The 20,441-nt window shown below is 69.1% G+C and carries 15 protein-coding genes and 1 pseudogene; 9 read left to right on the top strand and 7 right to left on the bottom strand.

What is annotated here, in order from left to right:
- Positions 1–17 precede the first annotated feature (17 nt).
- Complete coding sequence (locus D457_RS0115120) at positions 18–2,561, bottom strand: AfsR/SARP family transcriptional regulator (RefSeq protein ID WP_017581510.1); 2,544 nt, start codon at positions 2,559–2,561, stop codon at positions 18–20.
- Positions 2,562–2,783: 222 nt separating this feature from the next.
- Here D457_RS0115120 and D457_RS32600 point away from each other — a divergent pair, with 222 nt between their 5' ends.
- From D457_RS32600 to D457_RS0115140, 4 genes are all read left to right on the top strand, one after another.
- Complete coding sequence (locus D457_RS32600; protein WP_239646113.1) at positions 2,784–3,182, top strand: nuclear transport factor 2 family protein; 399 nt, start codon at positions 2,784–2,786, stop codon at positions 3,180–3,182.
- A gap of 171 nt (positions 3,183–3,353) precedes the next feature.
- A complete protein-coding gene (locus tag D457_RS0115130; protein WP_026116673.1) occupies positions 3,354–3,995 on the top strand; it encodes an OB-fold-containig protein in 642 nt (213 codons plus the stop codon).
- Between the two features lie 262 nt (positions 3,996–4,257).
- Positions 4,258–6,303: a flotillin family protein gene (locus tag D457_RS0115135; RefSeq protein WP_017581513.1), complete on the top strand. Its 2,046-nt coding sequence runs from the start codon at positions 4,258–4,260 to the stop codon at positions 6,301–6,303.
- 11 nt (positions 6,304–6,314) lie between these two features.
- Positions 6,315–11,417, top strand: a complete 5,103-nt coding sequence (locus D457_RS0115140) for a DNA repair ATPase (RefSeq protein ID WP_017581514.1) — start codon at positions 6,315–6,317, stop codon at positions 11,415–11,417.
- Positions 11,418–11,495: 78 nt separating this feature from the next.
- Here D457_RS0115140 and D457_RS0115145 read toward each other — a convergent pair whose 3' ends face one another.
- Both D457_RS0115145 and D457_RS0115150 read right to left on the bottom strand, forming a co-directional pair.
- The gene (locus D457_RS0115145) at positions 11,496–12,356 is read right to left on the bottom strand and encodes an alpha/beta fold hydrolase (RefSeq protein ID WP_039831317.1); all 861 of its coding nucleotides are present in this window, start codon (positions 12,354–12,356) and stop codon (positions 11,496–11,498) included.
- A 73-nt stretch (positions 12,357–12,429) separates the two neighbouring features.
- Positions 12,430–12,621, bottom strand: a complete 192-nt coding sequence (locus D457_RS0115150; protein ID WP_017581516.1) for a hypothetical protein — start codon at positions 12,619–12,621, stop codon at positions 12,430–12,432.
- Between D457_RS0115150 and D457_RS32605 the strand changes: the two are divergent.
- Together D457_RS32605 and D457_RS0115160 are read left to right on the top strand one after the other, a co-directional pair.
- Positions 12,620–13,529 (top strand): annotated as a pseudogene (locus D457_RS32605) (aminoglycoside phosphotransferase family protein). The gene D457_RS0115150 and the pseudogene D457_RS32605 sit on opposite strands and share 2 nt — an antisense overlap.
- A 102-nt stretch (positions 13,530–13,631) precedes the next feature.
- Positions 13,632–14,858: an MFS transporter gene (locus D457_RS0115160; protein WP_017581518.1), complete on the top strand. Its 1,227-nt coding sequence runs from the start codon at positions 13,632–13,634 to the stop codon at positions 14,856–14,858.
- On the opposite strand, the gene D457_RS0115165 is transcribed toward D457_RS0115160, so the two are convergent.
- The gene (locus D457_RS0115165; protein WP_017581519.1) at positions 14,855–15,457 is read right to left on the bottom strand and encodes a suppressor of fused domain protein; all 603 of its coding nucleotides are present in this window, start codon (positions 15,455–15,457) and stop codon (positions 14,855–14,857) included. The genes D457_RS0115160 and D457_RS0115165 overlap by 4 nt on opposite strands.
- A gap of 579 nt (positions 15,458–16,036) precedes the next feature.
- Between D457_RS0115165 and D457_RS0115170 the strand changes: the two genes are divergently transcribed.
- Complete coding sequence (locus tag D457_RS0115170; protein WP_026116675.1) at positions 16,037–17,854, top strand: acyl-CoA dehydrogenase; 1,818 nt, start codon at positions 16,037–16,039, stop codon at positions 17,852–17,854.
- Positions 17,855–18,011: 157 nt separating this feature from the next.
- Here the strand turns inward: D457_RS0115170 and D457_RS0115175 are convergent, their stop codons facing one another.
- Both D457_RS0115175 and vapB read right to left on the bottom strand, forming a co-directional pair.
- Positions 18,012–18,416 (bottom strand): PIN domain nuclease, encoded by a 405-nt coding sequence (locus D457_RS0115175; protein ID WP_017581521.1) that lies wholly within the window; start codon positions 18,414–18,416, stop codon positions 18,012–18,014.
- Positions 18,413–18,634 (bottom strand): type II toxin-antitoxin system VapB family antitoxin, encoded by a 222-nt coding sequence (gene vapB / locus D457_RS0115180; protein ID WP_017581522.1) that lies wholly within the window; start codon positions 18,632–18,634, stop codon positions 18,413–18,415. The genes D457_RS0115175 and vapB overlap by 4 nt, the downstream gene beginning before the upstream one ends.
- Before the next feature lie 81 nt (positions 18,635–18,715).
- Between vapB and D457_RS37515 the strand changes: the two genes are divergently transcribed.
- Positions 18,716–18,844 (top strand): hypothetical protein, encoded by a 129-nt coding sequence (locus D457_RS37515; protein ID WP_017581523.1) that lies wholly within the window; start codon positions 18,716–18,718, stop codon positions 18,842–18,844.
- 51 nt (positions 18,845–18,895) lie between these two features.
- Here D457_RS37515 and D457_RS0115190 read toward each other — a convergent pair whose 3' ends face one another.
- Positions 18,896–19,723: an NAD(P)H-binding protein gene (locus D457_RS0115190; RefSeq protein WP_017581524.1), complete on the bottom strand. Its 828-nt coding sequence runs from the start codon at positions 19,721–19,723 to the stop codon at positions 18,896–18,898.
- 86 nt (positions 19,724–19,809) lie between these two features.
- On the opposite strand from D457_RS0115190, the gene D457_RS0115195 reads away from it, so the two are divergent.
- On the top strand, positions 19,810–20,241 hold the full coding sequence (locus tag D457_RS0115195) for a winged helix-turn-helix transcriptional regulator (protein ID WP_017581525.1): 432 nt from the start codon (positions 19,810–19,812) through the stop codon (positions 20,239–20,241).
- Positions 20,242–20,441 lie beyond the last annotated feature (200 nt).

The following is a 20,441-nucleotide window of genomic DNA, read 5'->3' on the forward strand; positions in this document are numbered from 1 at the left end:
GAGTGGTGAGCACCCCCTCAAACCCATCCGACAGCACCTTCCCTTTCGTGCTCCCGCTCCCGTGCCCTTTCGCGGGCGTCCAGATGGGAGAGGTGGCGCAGGACCAGCACACGCCCCTGTTCCTCCCCCCGTGCAGTAAATACCGCCAGGACCCGCTCGTGCACGTTCCGCAGGTCCCCGTGGCCGGGGTCGGCCACCCTGCCCGGCCTTCCAGCGCCCGCGGACCCTTCGACGGCCCCGGAACCCCGGGGCGCCGCACCACCCCAGGGGGCTTCCTCGGTCAGGGGCAGCGCGCTCTCGTAGACATCGCGCAGGCTCTCGGTGTCCCCGCGCCGGAGCAGGAACTCGGAGAGCCCCGCTGCGAGCCGCCAGCACTGCCGGAACAGGCCTTCCCCCGCGGTCTGGGCCACCGCGTGGAACAGATTGGCGCGCTCCTGCTCGAACCAGGCGACCGGATCCGCCAAGAGGCGTTCCACCAGGGAATCCGGCGGGCTCCACAGTGCGGGAAACGCGGGAGCGGCGCCGGGACGGCTGGGTCCGCTCCCGCCCGTCCTCCGGTCGGCCTCCTCAACCAGGGACGACCAGACACCTGTCACCCGCTCCAGGAGACGCGACCGCGCCGACTCGTCCTGTGCCTGGTACAGCTTCTCCCGAGCGTAGGCCCGCACCAGGTCGGGAAACCTGTAGACCGGCTCCCCGGCGCTGTCCCGCCCGATGACGTCGAGCACGTAGGCGTCGACCAACGGCTCGGCCAGATCGGAGGGCCGGGTCCGGCGATCGTCGAACACGGCCCCCACCATCCAGGACGGGATCGTCGGCCCCGCAACCATGCCGAGTATGGCGAAGGCCCGTATCTCCCCGTCCCCGAGGCCCTCATAGGTGAGCGAGAGGCTGGCCCGGACCGTGAGTTCCCCGTGAGTCAACTCATCCAAACGGCTGCGCTCGTCCGCCAACCGTTCCACCAGGGACGCGATCGGCCAGTGCGGCCGGGCGGCCAGGCGGGCGGCGGCCACGCGCAGCGCCAGGGGGAGCCGACCGACCATACGAACGAGCGTGTGCGTCGCGCCCTCCTCCCGGGCCACCCGGTCCTCGCCGAGCACCCGGCGCAGGAGCCGGACGGACTGGTCGGCGCTCAGGGGTTCCATCTCGGCCGGGACGACACCGGGAAGGCCGGTGAACCGGGAACGGGACGTGACGATCACACCGCAGCGCCGGTGCCCGGGCAGCAGCGGCAACACCTGCGCCTCGGCGGCCGCGTCGTCCAGCACGACCAGAACCCTGCGGTTGGCGAGCAGCCCCCGGTACACGCAGGCCCGCTCGTCGATGTCGTCCGGCACGTCCTGAGCGGCCACCCCGAGAGCGCGCAGGAACCGGCCGAGCACGTCCGCCGGATCCATCGGTTCGCCCCCGGTCCCCCGCAGGTCGCAGTAGAGCTGCCCATCGGGATAGTCACGCCCCGCGAGTCGGTGCGCCGCCCACACCGCAGTGGAACTCTTGCCCACGCCGGGCCTGCCGACCAGCACCGCCACTCCGGTGGCGCTGTCGCCGACCAGGGCGGCTCGCACCGTCGCGAGGACCTCCTCCCTCCCCACGAAGTCGGCGATCGCATGGGGCAGTTGGAGCGGTACCGGTCCGCTCGGGGACACCTGTGCCGGACCGGTCGCGTTCGGCGTGGTGCCCTCGGAACCGGTGTTCCCGGCCCCGGCGCTCACCGCGCTCTCGACAGCGTTTCTCCCGGCCGGGGAACGCCATCCCGTGGCCACCGCCCCCGCGGTACGCGCGGTCCGGTCCGGCGCGGCCAGGGCGGGGTCTCCCGCGAGAATTCCCTCCTCCAGCGAGCGCAGGCGTTTCCCGAGGGATGTGCCCAGTTCCCTCTGCTGAAGTTCACGGCCGGCTCTGAGGACCTCCAGGGCCTCCGCCTGCCGCCCGGAGCGGTACAGCGCCAACATCAGGTTGGCCCGCATCCCCTCGCGCAGCGGGTACTCCTCCACCAGACGACCGGCCTCGGCCACCGTCTCGGTGTGCCGCCCCAGCCGGAGCTCGGCGTCGAGCACCTTCTCCAGCAGGGACGCCCGCACCTCGTCCAGCTCTGCCGCCTTCACGCGGACCGCCCGGTAGTCCACCCCGGCAAGAGTGGGCCCGCGCCACAGCCCGACCGCGCGGCGCAGCAGCCGAACCGCCTCCTCGTCCTCGCCCCGCTCCAACAGGTCGTCGGCCCTGCGCGCGAGCAGGCGCTGGTGCTGGAAGTCGACCGTCCCCTCGGGGGCACGAAGCACGTAGCCGGGGCTCCTGGTCTCGATGACCGCCCCCGTGGAACCGATCAGGCGGCGCAGCCGGGAGACACAGATCTGCACCTGGGTACGGGCGGTTTCCGGCGGGTCGTGCTCCCAGACGGTGTCGAGGAGGCAATGCGTCGAAACCACGTGTCCGACTTCCAGGAGCAGCGAGGAAAACACGGCCTGCTGCCGGCCCGTAGGAACCACCAGGGGACCGGAAGCACTCTCGACGAGAAGCGGCCCCAGAGCGCGGAACAGGATTTTCTCCGACAACAGGTCCCCCAAGACGCACCCCGCCTTTCATGGCCAACCGACCTGATCCCCGAACCACCCGACTCACACCCGCGCGGACCCCGAAACTTAGCACAAGATCATCTGGGAAATAAAGAAATACCATTCGGCCATAAAGCACCAACGATAGTCGGGAAATAAGAAATGAACATGCCGCCGAACGATCATTCAGGGGAGGGGAGACGGCCAGAGGGCAACCACGAGAGGGGGCACCCCGTGCGGGACACCGAAGGAAGACAGCGCCAACGCAGCGACCAGGTGGCCAGGATCGGCCTGGAACACGTTCTCCTCTTCTACGACTACGTCGACCGGGGCGATATCGAAGGCTACATGTCACTGCTGGACGCGCAGGTCGACTTCCGCCTCCCGCCCGCGGGGGCGAGCCGGGGCAAGTCCGAGTCGGGGGCGCTTGCCCGCACGCACTTCGACAGCCGGGGGATGCACCGGGTCCACCGGTGGCGGACGGACGGGGAGACAGTCGTCGTGGAGGGCGACTTCACCGACCTGGGCACCCTGGTCACGAGCGAGTTCACCGACCTCTTCGGTTTCTCTGAGCACGCGCTGATCTCCTCGTGGCACAGGGCCCATGGCACCTCACGGGCGTCGAACCGGTGAGCCGACCGAGCGGCACCTGTTCAGCGAACACCCTCCCCGCGCTCCCGCTCGCGGCGTCGACCAGTGGCCACAACCGGTCAGGGCACGCCCCGGAGAACGTGCTGAACTGGGGTGTTCGGTAGAGTTCCGGCACCGGTGCGGGGCGAAGACGTGAAGGAGTGGGTGCGCGGGATGGGTGTTTTCCTGAGTACCGCCTTCGGGTTCCCCACGGTCCTGTTCACGCCGATGCTCATCGTCGTGCTGGGCTACTGGATCTTCGTGACCGTCGGCGCGGCCGACACCGAGATGCTCGACAGCGTGGACGCCGACGGTGACGCGGCCGGGCTGAGCGCGGTGTTCAGCAAAGCGGGGCTCGGGAGGGTTCCCGTGACCGTCGCCCTGACCATGCTGATCTGTGTGGCCTGGTTCGTGAGCATGATGGGAAGCATCTTGACCACCCTCATCGAGACCACCTCCACGCCGATGCTGTACGCGCTCGGCGCCGTGGTCCTGCTGATCGCGCTGGTCGCCGCGTGGGCGGTCACCAGCGGTGTGGTCATGGGCTTCCAGCGCTTCCTGCCCAAGCGCAGGGGCGACTCCAAGCACGAACTGGTCGGGCGCACCTGCGTGATCCGGATCGGTGAGGCCCGCGAGGACTTCGGTCAGGCCGAGATCACCACCGCGGGCGGCGCCGCCATCTCCATCCCCGTACGCACCACCAGCGGTGAGGTCCTCCCCCTGGGTAGCACCGCGCTGATCTTCGACCACAGCCCGGGCGACGACGTCTTCCTGGTGACCGCCTTCGACGCCGCGCTCGACCCCGGGCCCTCCTAACCGGCAAGCACTGTCTGACCGGCGAGAACCGCCTGACTGTAATTCCTGGGCATCTCTGACCGAAATACCCCGCTCATCGGCCATATCCCAGCTCACCCATGGTGAGCAGGGATGATCTTGTCCGGTTTCGGAACCGTTCGCCCTCCGGGCGCGTCACAACCCACAACGAACGCTCCTCGCCTCCGGGCCGGTGACCCTCCACCCGCCGACCCCACCGCGGTGCCGAGCGGACCCCGTTCACTGCGCAGAAAGAGACCCCTACGTGTTCCTGAGTGCTCCTTCCACCGGGCAGGAGGCGGCTGACGCGGCCTTCATCACCGTCGGCGTCGCCCTCGCCATCGGTATCGTCGTCCTCCTCGCCCTCCTGCTGATGGTGACGAGACTGTTCCGCAAGGTCGAGCAGGGCAAGGCCCTGATCATCTCCAAGGTCCGGGACGTCCACGTCACCTTCACCGGCTCCATCGTCCTCCCGGTCCTGCACAAGGCCGAGATCATGGACATCTCGCTCAAGAGCCTGACTCTGGAGCGGGGCGGTCGCGAAGGTCTGACCTGCAAGGACAACATCCGCGCGGACATCAAGGTGTTCTTCTACGTCCGGGTCAACGAGACCGCCGAGGACGTCAAGAAGGTCGCCAAGGCGATCGGCACCGAGCGCGCCAGTGACCAGGACACCCTCCAGGAGCTCTTCAACTCCAAGTTCTCCGAGGCCCTCAAGACGGTCGGCAAGCAGTTCGACTTCGAGGAGCTGTTCACCCACCGCGAGCAGTTCCGCCACGCGATCGTCTCGCTGATCGGCACCGACCTCAACGGCTACATCCTCGAGGACGTCGCCATCGACGAGCTGGAGCAGACCCCGCTGCACCAGCACGACGCCAACAACATCCTCGACGCGCAGGGCATCTCGAAGATCACGGAGCGCACCGCCAAGGAGCACAAGCGCACCAACGAGTTCGAGAACGACCGCAAGAAGGAACTCGACCGCCAGAACACGGAGACCGCCGAGACCCTCGCCGAGCTGGAGAAGCGCCGCGAGGAGGCGACCGCCAAGGCCAAGCGCGAGATCGAGATCATCCGCGCCCAGGAGGAGGCCGAGACCGCCCGTGTCCAGGCCGAGGAGCGCCTCAAGGCCGAGACCGCCAACCTGCGCACCAACGAGCAGCTCGGCGTCCAGCACCAGAACCAGCAGCGTGAGATCGCGGTCGCCGAGAAGAACCGCGAGCGCGTCATCGCCATCGAGACCGAGCGCATCGAGAAGGACCGCCTCCTGGAGGTCATCGGCCGCGAGCGCGAGACCGAGCTGAGCCGCATCGCCAAGGACAAGGAGGTCGAGGGCGAGAAGCGCGAGGTCGCCGACGTCGTCCGCGAACGGATCGCCGTCGACCGCACCGTCGCCGAGCAGGAAGAGGCGATCAAGAAGCTGCGCACGGTCGAGGAGGCCGAGCGCCAGCGCCAGTCCATCATCATCCACGCCGAGGCCGAGGCCCAGGAGAACCTGGTCAAGGACATCAAGGCCGCCGAGGCCGCCGAGGCCGCCGCCAAGCACAAGGCCCAGGAGGAGCTCACGCTCGCCGAGGCCCGCCAGCAGGCCGCCGAGCTGGACACCCGCGCCAAGATCCGCCTGGCGGAGGGCCTGCAGGCCGAGGCGGCCGCCGCCGGCCTGGCCGAGGTCCAGGTCCGCGAGCAGGACGCCGAGGCCGTCGAGAAGCTCGGCCGCGCCGAGGCCGTCGTGGCCGCCGAGAAGGCCCAGGTCGAGGCCGACGCCGTGGAGAAGAAGCTGCGCGCCGAGGCCGCGGGTCTGACCGACAAGGCCGCCGCCATGGCCGCCCTGGACGAGGTCAGCCGCGAGCACGAGGAGTACCGCCTGCGCCTGGAGGCCGAGAAGGAGGTCCGCCTGGCCGGGATCGACGTCAACCGTCAGATCGCCGAGGCCCAGGCCACGGCCATGGCCGCCGGTCTGGAGAGCGCCGACATCAACATCGTCGGCGGCGACGGCGCCTTCTTCGACCGCATGGTCAACTCCATCGGCATGGGCAAGGCCGTCGACGGCTTCGTCAACGGTTCCGAGACCGTGCAGGCGCTGGGCAGCGGCTGGCTGAGCGGCGAGGGCAACTTCGCCGAGGACATCAAGAGGATCCTGGCCTCGGCCGACAGCGAGGACGTCAAGAACCTCACCGTCTCCGCCCTGCTGCTCAAGCTCATCGCGGCGGGCGGCCCCGAGGCCGGCAAGCTCGACAAACTGCTCACCACCGCCCGTTCCATGGGCCTGGACCAGCTTCCCGTGAACGCTCTCGCCCCCGTGAAGCAGTGAGGTAGTCCTCCGTGACCGAGGCCCACTCCCAGGAAACACAGTCCCAGGAGACCGACGGCCCCGGACCCGACACCGAGGACGCGCGGTCGCTGGACGCGGGCACCTACGAGGTGCTCCGCGCCCGGCTCCGCGAACAGACCGGTGAGCTGGCCCGGCGGACCGAGGAACTCAACAACCGCCGTCTCGAGGTGTTCGGCGGCACCGAGCTCTCCCTGCGCGGTACCGAACGCATCCGCACCGAGCACAACTGTGTGCCGCGCGACATCGTCAGCGTGGGGCGTTCCGTCGGGGACGACGCCGACGGGGACATGATCCTCTTCGGCTACAACGTCTACATCGGCATGCAGAGCCAGACGCACGTCTCCGACGTGTTCTCCCTGCACCGGTACGAGCACGGCGGCGACTCCTTCGAGTTCGCCGACGCGGCCGTGGACGCCGTCCCCGGTCTGATCGCCGACGAGAAGTTCCAGCAGGAGTTCGATCAGCTCTACCGCTACTACCGCGACGCCCGTCTGCTCCAGCTGCGCAGGGTCGAGGATCGGCTGCTCGCCGTGTTCCAGACCGGCCCGCGCACCGAGGACGTGCGGGTGCTGCGGTGGACGGTCGCGCCCACCGGCGAGATCGCCTACCTCGACGACCGCGGAGAACGCGACCACGTGTTCCCGCGCGCGCACGACTTCGCGTGGACGGAGGCCACCCGGGAGGACCACGTCCAGGGGCGGCACCCGCACATCTCGATCCGTGACGCGCTGTTCGTGGAGACGGTCGGCGGCGACCTCACGATCAAGGTGGAGAACAACACCGAGGTCGGCGAGGGCGTCTACAGCGAGCCGGTCGACGAACCGACGCAGAGCCTGGCCGACGCGGCGATCTTCCACGCGCAGGTCGGCGCGCTGGTCCTGCTGAAGATCCAGCCGTACAACGAGACCGCGTGGCGCTACCTGGTCTTCAACACGCGCACCAAGGAGGTCGAGCGCCTCGACGGCATCGGCCAGTCCTGCCAGCGCCTGCCCGACGACCAGGGGCTCATCTTCCCCGGCGGTTACTACCTGTCCACCGGGGTGGCGCGGACCTTCGACACCGACGTCACCGACCTCGAGTTCGAGCGCGTGGTGCGCTCGCCCAACGGTGAGGACGTGCTGTACGTCTTCCACTCGCGGACGGACGGCCGCAGCCTGCTGCTGTCGTACAACACCATCCGCAAGGAGGTCGCCAACCCGATCGTCTGCCACGGCTACTCGCTGTTCGACGACGGGACCATGACGGTCTTCCGCGACACCTCCGGTGAACCCACCCGGGTGCACCCCATGCAGGTGTGGCAGACCCCGTACGTGTCCGACGTGTACGCGGCGGCGCAGCCGGTCGGTACCGGGCCGCTGGAGCGGATCGGCAACGCCGAACTGGTCCAGGGTGTGTCCGAGTGCCTGTCGGTGGCGCGGATCGCCGAGGACATGCGGCCCTCCACCGAGGTGTTCGAGGCGCTCATCGCTTCCTGCCGCCGGGTCCTGGACCGGTTCCACTGGCTCGGCGAGGACGAGCTGGGCGACCTGGCCGGCCCGCTGGGCGAGGTGCGCTCCACAGCGGAGCGTGTCCTGGACGAGTTCGAAACCGTCCAGGAACTCACCCGGCAGGCCGCGGAGAACCTCCGCGCGACCGAGGAGAAGGTCACCGCGCTCATCCGCCGGTCCCGGGGCGAAACCCCGCGTTCGGCCGAGGGGTGGGTGACCCGGCTGACCGAACTGCGCCGCGCCCAGGGGCAGGCGGCCACGCTGCGCGAGATGCGCTACGCGGACACCAGCCGCATCGACGCGGTGGAGGAGAGCCTCGGTGAGGAGATCGCCTCCGCCGGGCGCCGCACCGTCTCCTTCCTCGAGCAGGAAGACGCCTTCGACGGCTACCACTCCGATGTGGAGCGGCTGGTCGAGGAGGCCGAGGCCTTGGAGGCGGTCAGCGCGGCCACCGCGGTCGGCGAGCGCATCGCCGAGCAGACCGAGGGCCTGCAGGTCGTCACCGAGGTGATCGGCTCCCTCGACATCGGCGACGCCCAGGTGCGTACCCGCATCCTGGAGCGGATCAGCGAGGTGATGGCCGGGGTCAACCGGGCCCGCGCCACGCTGGAGTCGCGGCGCAAGGAGCTGCTCGCCCTGGAGGGCCGGGCCGAGTTCGCCGCCGAGTTCGCCCTGCTGGGTCAGGCCATCACCGGAGCGATCGCCGCCGCGGACACCCCGGACCGCTGCGACGAGCAGCTCGGCCGGATCATGCTCCAGCTGGAGAACCTGGAGTCGCGCTTCGCTGAGTTCGACGACTTCCTCCAGGAGCTCGCGGACAAGCGCGAGGACGTCTACGAGGCGTTCTCCACCCGCAAGCAGGCGCTGGTGGACGAGCGCGCCCGCCGGGCCGACCGGCTGGCGTCATCGGCCGCCCGTGTCCTGGAGGGTGTGCACCGGCGGGTCGCGGCACTGACCACGCTGGAGGACATCAACACCTACTTCGCCTCGGACGCGATGGTGACGCGGCTGCGCCGCACCTCCGAGGAGATGCGCGAGCTCGGCGACACCGTGCGCGCCGAGGAGCTGGACGGCCAGATCCTGGCCGCCCGGCAGGAGGCGGGGCGGGCCCTCCAGGACCGCACCGACCTGTTCGAGGGCGGCGCGGGCGGGGAGACCATCCGGCTCGGCAAGCACCGCTTCGCGGTCAACACCCAGCCGATCGACCTCACCCTCACCCCGCATGACGGGCACATGTCGGTGGCCATCACCGGCACCGACTTCCGGGCGCCCGTCACCGACGAGGCGTTCCAGGAGACCAAGCACCTGTGGGACCGGCTGCTGGTCTCCGAGAGCCCCCAGGTATACCGGGCCGAGTACCTGGCCACGTCGATCCTCACCGCGGCCGAGGAGGGCGCTCCGGTAGAAGGCAGCGACCGAAGGTCATCCGTTGAGGGTTGGTGGCGGGCGACGGGTGGGCTGACCCTGGACGCCCTGCACGACGCCGAACTGCACGCCGAGAACGGGGACTCCCTGCAGTCCCTGGTGCGCGGGGTCGCCGAGTCCCGGTACGACGAGGGCTATGAGCGGGGCGTGCACGACCACGACGCCACCCGCATCCTCTCCGCCCTGCTGCGGCTGCGCGCCGGCGCGGGTCTGCTGCGCTATCCCGGGCAGGCCCGGGCGGTGGCGCAGCTGTTCTGGGCGCATGGCACCGAGAAGGGGCAGCGGGAGGCCTGGAAGACCCGGGCGGGCTCGCTGGCCCGGGCCCGGAGCGTGTTCGGAGCCCGTAGGTCGGCGGCGATCGACGGCCTGCGCGCCGAGCTCGCCGAGGGTGTGGACACCTTCCTCACCGACACCGGACTGCACCAGGACGCCGACCTCGAACTGGTGGGCGACTACCTGTTCGAGGAGCTGGCCGCGGACACGCCCGCCGAGCGCGGGTTCGTCTCCGGTGTCGGTGCCCGCCAGCTGCTGGACCGGTTCCACCGGGCTCTGGGCAGCACCCGGGAGACCACGCGCAAGGCCTTCGAGGAGGATCTGCGCAGGCTCGACGGCGACGTGGCCGCCCGGCACCAGCTGGTGACGGCGTGGCTGGAGGCGTACGCCGCCACTCTGGAGGAGCCGCCCGCCCCGGGCGACCTGCCCGAGGCTGCGGCGATCGAACTCACCGGGACCACGGTGGACCGATACGAGTCCTCGGCCGCGGTGGGCGAGCGCGTGTCCGGTCTGCTGGGTTCGCACCCGCGGATCAGCGAACGCTCGCTCCAGGTGCGGCTGGACGAGATCCTGCCGCGCACCCGACGGTTCCGTACCGTCGAGGTTCCCGCTTACCGGGACTTCCAGCGCCGCCGCAACGCCCTGGTGGTGAACGAACGCGAGCGCCTGCGGTTGGAGGAGTACCGGCCCAAGGTGATGAGCGGGTTCGTCCGCAACCGGCTGCTGGACGAGTCGTACCTGCCGCTGATCGGTGACAACCTCGCCAAGCAGCTGGGTGCGGCCGGAGACGACAAGCGCACGGACCAGAGCGGTCTGCTGCTGCTCATCTCCCCGCCCGGTTACGGCAAGACCACGCTGATGGAGTACGTGGCGAGCCGTCTCGGTCTGGTGTTCGTCAAGGTCAACGGGCCCGCCCTGGGCCACGCGGTCACCTCACTGGATCCGTCCGAGGCCCCGGACGCCACCTCCCGCCAGGAGATCGAGAAGATCTCCTTCGCGCTGGAGATGGGCAGCAACACCATGCTGTACCTGGACGACATCCAGCACACCAACCCGGAGCTCCTGCAGAAGTTCATCTCCCTCTGTGACGGCCAGCGCCGCATGGAAGGGGTGTGGGAGGGCCGCACGCGCACCTACGACCTGCGCGGCAAGCGGTTCGCGGTCTGCATGGCCGGTAACCCGTACACCGAGCAGGGCAAGCGGTTCCGGATCCCGGACATGCTGGCCAACCGTGCCGACGTGTACAACCTGGGTGACGTGCTGTCCGGCAAGGAGGAGCTGTTCGCGCTCAGCTACATCGAGAACGCGCTCACCTCCAACCAGACCCTGTCGCCGCTGTCCACCCGGGACCGCGAGGACGTGTACACGTTCGTGCGGATGGCCCAGGGGGACGACTCGGTTGGCACGGACCGCCTGAAGCACCCGTACTCGGCGGCCGAGGTGGACCGGATCGTGTCGGTCCTGCAGAAGATGCTGCGGGTCCAGGAGGTGGTGCTGGCCAACAACCAGGCCTACATCGCCTCAGCGGCGCAGTCCGAGGACGCCCGCACCGAACCGCCGTTCCAGCTCCAGGGCTCGTACCGGAACATGAACCGGCTGTCGGAGAAGATCGTCCCGGTCATGAACGAGGCCGAGGTGGAGGCCGTCATCGACGACCATTACCTCGGTGAGGCGCAGACCCTCACCTCGGGTGCGGAGGCCAACCTCCTCAAGCTGGCCGAACTCCGCGGGGTGATGACCCCCGAGCAGGAGCGGCGCTGGCAGGAGGTCAAGGAGGGCTTCCGCCGCGGCCGCGCCCTGGGCGGATCCGACGACGACCCCATGACCAGGGCCATCGGCGCGATGGGCCTGCTCGCCGACCGCGTCGGTGAGATCGGCACCGCCATCGAACGAGGCTCCGAGAAGTAACAGAGGAGTTGGTTCGAAGGCCGGGGGCCGCCGCATCCTTCGAGGGTGCGGCGGCCCTTTCGTGTGTCCGGGCCGTGTTCAGTCGGAGGCGGTGTGTGCAGCGATCGCGCCGACCACCTCGGCCCAGAGTTCCGGGGGAGGGTGTTGGTGGCCCACCCCGGAGAGCGGGTGCAGGTGGGCTCCGGGGATCTCCGCGGCGAGGGCTTCGGCGTGCGCGTACGGGAAGAGTGGGTCCTCCCGTCCGTGCAGCACCAGGGTGGGCGCGGTGATCTCGCCGAGCCGGGCGCCCAGGGGTGTCGCGGCGGCCAGCCAGTGGTTGACGGCCGAGGCCATGTCACCGCCGCGTTCCATCGACCGGGTCACGACACTCCGGATGCGGTCCGGGTCGACCGGGGCTGCCCCGGAGAAGATGTGCTCCAAGGCGACCATGTAGTCCACCACCGCATCGCGGTCGCTCCAGTCGGGGTCGGGCAGCGGTGCGGCGAACGATCGCGAGACGGCCTCGGTCGGCGGCGGTAGGTCCGGATGCTGTGCCCCGGGGCTCACCGGTGTGGTGGACATCAGGGTCAGCGACGCAACCCGGTCGGGGTCGCGCACGCCGAGGTACTGGGCGATGCCCCCGCCGGAGGAGATGCCCACGATGTGGGCTCTGGGCAGGCACAGGCCGTCCAACACACCGACGGCGTCGTGGACGAGCGCGTCTCCGGAGTAGCCCGGATCCCCCACCGGGAACCGGGTCGAGCGCCCGGTGTCCCTGCTGTCGTAGCGCACGACGAAGCGTCCGGTGGCGGCCAGGCGTTCACAGAACCCGTCCTCCCACCAGTCCATCGAGGACTGGTTCCCGGCGATCAGCAGGATCGGCGGATGCCCCTCCTGCCCGAAGGACTGGACGCACAGTTCCACGTCGCCGACCCGGACCAGTCGCTCGTCGGACGGCATCGGCACTCCCAGGTTCGGCACGGTGTGGTGGTCGGTGAGGCTACCCACCAGTCCCGTGCGTCACACGGGCACGTCACAGGGAAGTGCCGACGAGCAGTCGTCTCTCCAGCTCGGAGGCGAGGGTGCGCATGTAGGTGGTGGTGATGTGGCCGAGGTCCCAGCGGACGAGGACGCTGGCGAGGAGCTCGGCGTCCTCCAGGGGTGAATCCTCGGCCATCGGCTCCGCGGGCGGGGCGCGGTCGGCCCCCGTATCCTTCCTCCGCATGACCGAGATCGAGATCAGCGCAGGTCTCCTCCGTGACCTGCTTCAGGACCAGCATCCGGACCTGGCCGGGCTGCCCCTGCGCGAGGTGGAAGGCGGGTGGGGCAACCAGATGTGGCGCCTCGGGGACGAGCTGGCCGTGCGGATCCAGCGCATGGACACCGATCCCGAACACCAGCTCAAGGAGCGCCGGTGGCTGCCGTCGCTCGCCCCCGCGCCTGCCGCTGCCCATCCCCGTACCGGTGCGGGACGGGGTGCCCTCCGAGCGTTTCCCCAAGATGTGGACGGTCATGACATGGGTACCGGGCCTGCCGCTGGACCGAGGGTCGATCACTCGCGGCGGGCACGCGGCCGACACCCTGGCGGCGTTCCTCCGGGCGCTGCACGGGGCGGCGCCCGCCGACGCACCGGTCGATACGGGTCGCGGCGCACACCCCAAGGACTGCACGGACGGCTTCGAGCATTTCCTCCACTCCGTCGACGCTGACGCGATCGGCTCCGACGCCGCCGATGTCCGGGCCGTCTGGGACGACGCCGTCGCGGCCCCCGTATGGGAGGGTCCGCCGGTGTGGGTGCACGGTGACCTGCATCCCGCGAACGTCGTCGTCGCGGAGGGGACGCTGGCGGGCGTTGTCGACTTCGGCGACTTGTTCGTCGGCGACCCGGCCTCGGACCTGGCGGCCGCCTGGGTGCTGCTGCCAGCAGGCGCGGCCGCACGCTTCTTCACCGCGTACGCAAAGGCTGACGAGGCGACGATCCGACGCGCCCGCGGGCTGGCCGCGTTGAAGAGCCTCTTCCTGATGCTGATGGGCCAGAACGGGGACCGCGGCCTACCCGGCGGCAAACCGGCGTGGGGTCCGGCGGGACGGGCGGCGCTCGACCGGGTCCTGAGCGAACGTCCGCCCCACTAGACCAGCGGCCTACCGCAACGGCTGTTGCAGCGCGGCAAAACAGGGTGCGGGGGCGGGGCTCGGGCGCTTAGGGTTCCCGGCGACGCCAACGGAGGGGGTCCTATGCGGCTGGGGCCGGAGTTCCGGCGGATCTGGGTGGGGAACGCTTCCTCGAACCTGGCGGACGGAATCACCTTCGTCGCGCTGCCGCTGCTGGCCGCGATGGTCACGCAGAACCCGTTGGCCGTGGCCGGGCTGACTGTGGCCTACACCGTTCCCCGGGTGCTGGCGGTGCTGGGGATCGGGGTGCTCGTGGACCGGGCGGACCGGCGGCGTCTCCTTTATCTGTCGAACTTCTCGCGGGCTGTGGTCTTCGGGCTGCTCACCGTGCTGGTCTCGTTTGACCTGGCTTCGCTGATTGTCCTGTACCTGGTGTTCGCCGTGATGGGTGTGGTCGAGACGGTCTCGGACAGCTCGGCCTTCGCCGTCCTGCCACAGGCCGTACGACCGCAGGTCCTGGACAGGGCGAACTCGCGGATCGCCGGGACGCAGATCGTGGTGGACGAGTTCGTGGGGCCGCCGCTGGGCGGGTTCCTGTTCGCCGCCGCCGCATTGGCACCGAGTGCGGTGAACACCCTGGCCTTCCTCGCGGCGGGCATCGCCTATTACTCGCTGCGGGGTGACTACCGGCAAGCAGGGGGACCGCGGGAGAGCGTTCTTTCCGAGGCACGCGAGGGCGCGGTGTGGGTGTGGCGGAACCCGGTGGTCCGGACGCTGGTGGTGATCAGTGCCCTCGCCAGCGTGGCGTACATGATCCCGTTCTCGTACCTGGTGCTGTACGCGGGACAGGTGCTGGGACTGGGGCCCACCGGGTACGGACTGCTGCTGTCGGCCTCGGCGGCGGGCGGACTGGTGGGGGCGTGGGTCTCGGAGAAGGTCCGCGCCCGGTGGGGCTACCACCGCTCGATCACGGGTGCGCTGCTCACGGGAGCCCTGGCGTTCGCGGCGGTGCCGTTGACCGACCACGTGGTGGTGGTCGCGGTACTGCTCGCCGTCTACATCGGGCATTCGGTGGTGTGGAACGTGCTGGCCGCCTCGGTGCGCCAGAAGGCCACCCCGGCCCGGTTGATGGGCCGGGCCGGGTCGGTGAGCCGTCTGTTGGGGATGTCCGGGCTGGCGCTCGGTGCGCTTCTGGGCGGCACGCTGGCCTCGGTGTTCGGGCTGCGGCCGCCGTTCCTGGTGGCGGGCTCCCTGTTCCTGGTCGCGGCAGCGGTGTGCGTGCTGGCGGGGCCGCGATTCCGGGCGTGGGAAGAGGAGCAGGCAGCGCGGGAGGCCGCCGGGGAACGTTAGAGGCGGATGGTCTCGCGGTTGGGGTCGGTGAGCATCTTCGGGTCGCGGTCACGCAGCAGGGCGATGATCGGCGCGACCGTGTCGGCCTGCTGGGCGTACTCGCCCTCCTCGGCCATGAGCCCCACGACCTGGAAGAACAGCACCAAGCCGTTGTCGGTGTCCAGGATGCGCATGTCCGCGTCGGGGACGATCGCGAGCGAGGTCATGTCGCCGTTCGACTTCTCACCGCCCAGCGGGGAGGGGGTGATGATCCAGTGCCCGACGTCGAGCTGCGCGCCGGCAACGTACTGCCCGGCCAGGGCGTGCAGGACGCGGAGGATCCACGCGGGTACGGTCTCGTCGCCTTCCTCGCGCGGGATGCGGCAGGAGAACTCGAACCCGGCGCCGGAGACGCGCTTCTCCTCGCTGGTCTTCTCCCCCAACTCGGTGAGGCCGAAGGTGACCAGCAGCCAGTGCCCCTCCATCGGGTAGGCGAGCACGCCGTCGATCCCCTGCTCGGAGTCGCTCGGCGGGAACTGGATGGTCAGCGGCTGCACGTCCGGGTAGTGCTGCGCCCACCCCTCGTAGATCTGGGTGAGTCCGGGCAGCAGTTCCAGCATCGTGAGCGCTCCAGGTTCGGGGTCGGTGCACCTCAGAGGATAGGCGGGCGTAGACCGACACGGACCGGGGCTCCTGATGGTCACGGAAAGCGGCGAATGGATTCGGTGCCCGGGGGCTTCCCCGAGCCCGGGTAGGGGCACGGGGACGGGAAGGGGTCGCGGAGGTATCCGCGCTCACCCCGCTCTCCGTGGGAGCGGGCCCCGGAGCATCAGCGGGAGCCGCACCTTCCATGACCGCTGGCGGCCTCGGCCCGGGCCTGCGCCTGCGCCTGCGCCTGCGCCTGCGGGAGCCTTACTACGGCAAGACCACCGTGAAGAAACCGGCTCGCGGAAGTCGGCCCCGGCTCCCGGTCACCCTCCGCGTTCGTGCACGATTGTTTTGGGAGCGCATCCATGCATCGCCGGACATTCCGAAGCAAGCTCTTGAACAGGCCGTTCGCACTCTTGGCCTGACCTTGGGGACACAAGTGTCTATCGTCACTGGCATCTTGGGCTACTGGGTAGTAACATTGACTTGTTACTAGTCGGTAGATCCGCGTGTACAGACACCGCGGCCGGGGACACAAAGCGGAGCTGTCCATGACGCATTACAAGAGCAACCTGCGCGACATCGAGTTCAACCTCTTCGAGCTGTTCAAGCGCCAGGACGTACTGGGCGAGGGCCCGTTCGAGGAGCTGGACGAGGAGACCGCGCGCACCATCCTGGACGAGATCAACCGCCTCGCGACCGGTGTCGTCGCCGAGTCCTTCGAGGACGCGGACCGCAACCCCCCGGTCTTCGACCCCAAGACCAACACGGTCGCGCTCCCCGAGAGCCTGAAGAAGTCCTACAACGCCTACATGGACGCCGGCTGGTACAACCTCGACCTTCCCCAGGAGCTCGGCGGCCTCGGCGCCCCCCGCTCGCTGGTGTGGTCCGCGGCCGAGCTGATCCTGGGCTCGAACCCCTCCATCCACATGTACTCCGCCGGTCCCGGCTTCGCGAGCATCCTGCACTCCGAGGGCAACGCGGCGCAGAAGAAGTTCGCCGAGCAGGCCATCGAAAAGGGCTGGGGCGCCACCATGGTGCTGACCGAGCCCGACGCCGGTTCTGACGTCGGCGCCGGCCGCACCAAGGCCACCGACCAGGGTGACGGCACCTGGCACATCGAGGGTGTGAAGCGCTTCATCACCTCGGCCGAGCAGGACATGACCGAGAACATCTTCCACCTGGTGCTGGCCCGCCCCGAGGGCGCCGGCCCCGGCACCAAGGGCCTCTCGCTCTACCTGGTGCCCAAGTACCTGGTCAACGAGGACGGTTCCCTCGGCGAGCGCAACGGTGCCTACGTCACCAACGTCGAGCACAAGATGGGCCTCAAGGCCTCCACCACCTGTGAGCTGACCTTCGGCGACAAGCACCCCGCCATCGGTTACCTCGTCGGTGACAAGCACGACGGCATCCGCCAGATGTTCCTCATCATCGAGTACGCGCGCATGATGGTCGGGACGAAGGCGATCGCCACCCTGTCCACGGGTTACCTGAACGCCCTCGAGTACGCCAAGAACCGCGTGCAGGGCAACGACCTCGCCGGGGCCAAGAACTCCCCGAAGGTCACCATCACCCACCACCCGGACGTGCGTCGCAGCCTCATGACGCAGAAGGCGTACGTGGAGGCCATGCGTTCGCTGGTCATCTACACCGCCACCCAGCAGGACGCGATCCAGATCGCGCACTCCAAGGGTGAGGACGTCACCGAGCTGGAGGCCATGAACGACCTCCTGCTGCCGATCGTCAAGGGTGTGGGTTCGGAGCGTTCCTACGCTCTGCTCGCCGAGTCCCTGCAGACCCTGGGCGGCTCCGGGTTCCTGCAGGAGTACCCGATCGAGCAGTACATCCGTGACGCCAAGATCGACACCCTGTACGAGGGCACCACGGCGATCCAGGCCCAGGACTTCTTCTTCCGCAAGATCGTGAAGAACGGTGGCGCCGCCATCGGCAAGCTGTCCGCCGAGATCAAGGCCTTCGCCGAGAGCGACGCCGGCAACGGCCAGCTCAAGGAGGAGCGCGCGCTCCTGCTGACCGCCCTCGGCCAGACCGAGAAGATCGTCGAGATCATGGTCGGCCACGCGATGGGTTCCGCCGAGGACTCCCGCGAGCTGTACAAGGTCGGCCTGAACTCCGTCCGCCTGCTCTTCGCCTTCGGCGACGTGGTCCTCGCCTGGCTGCTCCTGCGTCAGGCCGAGATCGCGCTGAACAGCATCGACGGCGCCAGCGACGACGACAAGAACTTCTACACCGGCAAGATCGCTGCCGCGCGCTTCTTCGCCGAGCAGTTCCTGCCGCGCGTGGAGTCCGAGCTGAAGATCGCCCAGACCGTGAACCTGGGCGTCATGGAGGTCCCCGAGGAGGCCTTCTAAGCCTTCTCCGGGCCGCTGGGGCCCGCCGTACCGCCCAAAGCGGCACGGTACTGAGAAACCACCGCCGAGGGGCGGGACGATCCGTCGTCCCGCCCCTCGCGCGTTTCACGTGACGACAGGAGTCGCAGTCGGGGTCAGCCTGGAGACCAGGCTCTCCTCAGGCCACCCGCAGCCGCTCCATCGACTGCCCGGTGATCTCACCGATCAGCTCGAAGTCCTTGTCCAGGTGGAGGACAGTGAGCCCGGAGAGCTCAGCGATCGCAGCGATGAGCAGGTCGGGCACCCCGGGGGCGCGGTGCTGCCCTCTGTCCGCGAGCATCGACTGAACCTCGACCGCGCGATCCTCCATCGCGGGTGTGGCGTACTCAACGGGCATCACCGAGAGCGGAGGGCGGGACATGAAGTTCCTCAGTTCCCCACCGGATCTGGCCGAAAAGCCGATCTCGAGCCGTGTGACCGTCGAGACGCGCACGAACCCGCGCTCAATACGCTTGGCCCACTCCGCGGCGTCTGGGCTGGAAGCCAAGCGCACGAACGCGGATTTGTCGACCAACCAGATCATTCCCATGCCCGTTCCATAACGTCCGGATCCTTGAGATCGGAGAAGGCTTCCGCGAAGAGCTCCAGGTCACCGACGGTGACCGAGGTGTCACAAGCGCGAGCTGTGCGCTCAAGGGAGCGCCTTAGATACTCGCTCCGGGACAACCCCTGTCTCTTGGCGTCCGCGTCGATAGCTCGTAGGACGCTGTCCGGAACATCACGAATCAAGATGTCTGCCATGGAACCACCTCCAGGTGATATCTCATGATATCAATCTGGACCGGCCTCGGATGGGTTTCTCACCAGTAGCCACGGCCCGGCATGAAGCACGGTTCCGGGCCGAAGATCGCCCAGACCGTGAACCTGGGCCTCATGGCGGTCCCCGAGGCCTTCTCAGCCTTCTCCGGGCCGCTGGGGCCCGCCGTACCGCCCAAGGCGGCACGGTACTGAGAAACCACCGCCGAGGGGCGGGACGATTCGACGTCCCGCCCCTCGCGCGTTTCACGTGACGACAGGAGTCGCAGCCGGGCGCAGCGCACTGGCGGCCTCAGCCGCGACCGTCAGCGGATCGGTGACCGGTCGGCCCAGCAGGTCCCGTAGCTCCGGGCCGGTGCCCCCGAGGAAGCCGTGTCGGATCCCGCTGGCGATCGAGGCCAGCATCGGCGGTTGGAAGGGCAGCAGAGCGGTCTCCCGCAGCACCTGGGAACGGTACTCACCCAGGCTGATGGTGCTGTGGTCGACTTCGATCCTCTCGGCGACCTCGGTCGCGGTGATCGGTTCCCCGACGAGCTCGTAGACCCTCCCCGCATGCGCCCCGGGTTCAGCAGCGACCACCGCCGCGGCGACCGCCAGGTCCGCGCGCGCGACCGCGGCCACGGCACCGGAGCCGAAGGCGGACTCCAGCCCTTCGGGGGTCCAGGTCAGCAGAGCACCGAACAGCTCTGCGTAGAGGCCGTTGCGCAGGATGGTCCAGGCCAATCCGCTGTCCCTGACGAGCCGCTCCGTGGCCCGGTGGGCGAGCGCGAACCCGAGGTGGTCCCCGGCTCCGGTCAGGCTCGTGTAGACCACGTGGTCCACCCCGTCCCGGATCGCGGCGTCGACCACGGCCCGGTGCCGGGCGATCACCTGGTCGTCCTCGGCGTATCCGGCCGAGACGAGCACCAGTGTCGAGACACCGCCCAGATCGAGGCTGTCCGGCCAGTCGAAGTCCAGATACCGCTGCCCGGTCGCGGGGGTGCGGCTCCCGCCTACCACAGGCATCCTCCGACCGGCCAGCTCCTGCACCGTGAGGGCGGACAACTGACCGTTCGCCCCGGTCACCATGATCATTGCGGCACACTCCCTTTCGTGGTTCTCTTCAGTAACCACTGACCGATCCTGAGCCGAGCGCAAGAGGCGCGCAAGGAGGCACTTCCATGTCACCGGGGCACACCGAGGTAACCGCAGAGGTCGCTGAGGCCGTCGAGCTCGAACCGTGCGGACAGCCCGAGCACGCCGACTGCGGGATCCGCGACGTCCTGGACCGGGTCGGCGACAAGTGGTCGGTGCTCGTCATCGTCGAACTCTCCAACGGTCCGCGCCGCTTCCGCCAACTCCAGCGCGCCGTCGACGGGATCTCCCAGCGCATGCTCACGCTCACCGTGCGCCGACTGGAACGGGACGGTCTTGTCCTGCGCACCGTCTACCCGACCGTGCCCGCACAGGTCGACTACCGGCTCACAGAGACCGGGGCGAGCCTGACCCACCTCGTCAAGGCGCTGGCCGAGTGGTCGCTGAAGCACCGAGACGTGATCGCCCGGACTCGTCAGACCTACGACCAGGAGCACCCCGGCAACGACATCCGCTGATCCTCACGCTGGTTTCCCTGGATCCCGGGAACCGCCCAGGGATCTGGTCGGGTGCGGTGAGGCGGAGGTTCCCCGTTTCCCACCGCTTGATGGTGGCCGACTGCCTTCTTCGACCCCTGAACAGCGATGATCTTGCTACCAGGGGCAAGTTCGGCGCCCTCGGGTTTCGTGGTTTTCGGGGTTATGTCCACTTCTGAGTG

This window comes from Nocardiopsis valliformis DSM 45023, assembly GCF_000340985.1.
Lineage (GTDB): Bacteria > Actinomycetota > Actinomycetes > Streptosporangiales > Streptosporangiaceae > Nocardiopsis > Nocardiopsis exhalans.

What these genes read in the sequence shown, in the direction of transcription:
- D457_RS0115160 (WP_017581518.1), top strand. Translation starts at nt 13,632, where the DNA reads ATGCGGCTGGGGCCGGAGTTCCGGCGGATCTGGGTGGGGAACGCTTCC.
- vapB (WP_017581522.1), bottom strand. Translation starts at nt 18,634, where the DNA reads ATGGCAGACATCTTGATTCGTGATGTTCCGGACAGCGTCCTACGAGCT.
- D457_RS0115150 (WP_017581516.1), bottom strand. Translation starts at nt 12,621, where the DNA reads ATGCGGAGGAAGGATACGGGGGCCGACCGCGCCCCGCCCGCGGAGCCG.
- D457_RS0115195 (WP_017581525.1), top strand. Translation starts at nt 19,810, where the DNA reads ATGTCACCGGGGCACACCGAGGTAACCGCAGAGGTCGCTGAGGCCGTC.
- D457_RS0115145 (WP_039831317.1), bottom strand. Translation starts at nt 12,356, where the DNA reads ATGCCGTCCGACGAGCGACTGGTCCGGGTCGGCGACGTGGAACTGTGC.
- D457_RS0115190 (WP_017581524.1), bottom strand. Translation starts at nt 19,723, where the DNA reads ATGATCATGGTGACCGGGGCGAACGGTCAGTTGTCCGCCCTCACGGTG.
- D457_RS37515 (WP_017581523.1), top strand. Translation starts at nt 18,716, where the DNA reads ATGAAGCACGGTTCCGGGCCGAAGATCGCCCAGACCGTGAACCTGGGC.
- D457_RS0115165 (WP_017581519.1), bottom strand. Translation starts at nt 15,457, where the DNA reads ATGCTGGAACTGCTGCCCGGACTCACCCAGATCTACGAGGGGTGGGCG.
- D457_RS0115130 (WP_026116673.1), top strand. Translation starts at nt 3,354, where the DNA reads ATGGGTGTTTTCCTGAGTACCGCCTTCGGGTTCCCCACGGTCCTGTTC.
- D457_RS0115170 (WP_026116675.1), top strand. Translation starts at nt 16,037, where the DNA reads ATGACGCATTACAAGAGCAACCTGCGCGACATCGAGTTCAACCTCTTC.
- D457_RS0115175 (WP_017581521.1), bottom strand. Translation starts at nt 18,416, where the DNA reads ATGATCTGGTTGGTCGACAAATCCGCGTTCGTGCGCTTGGCTTCCAGC.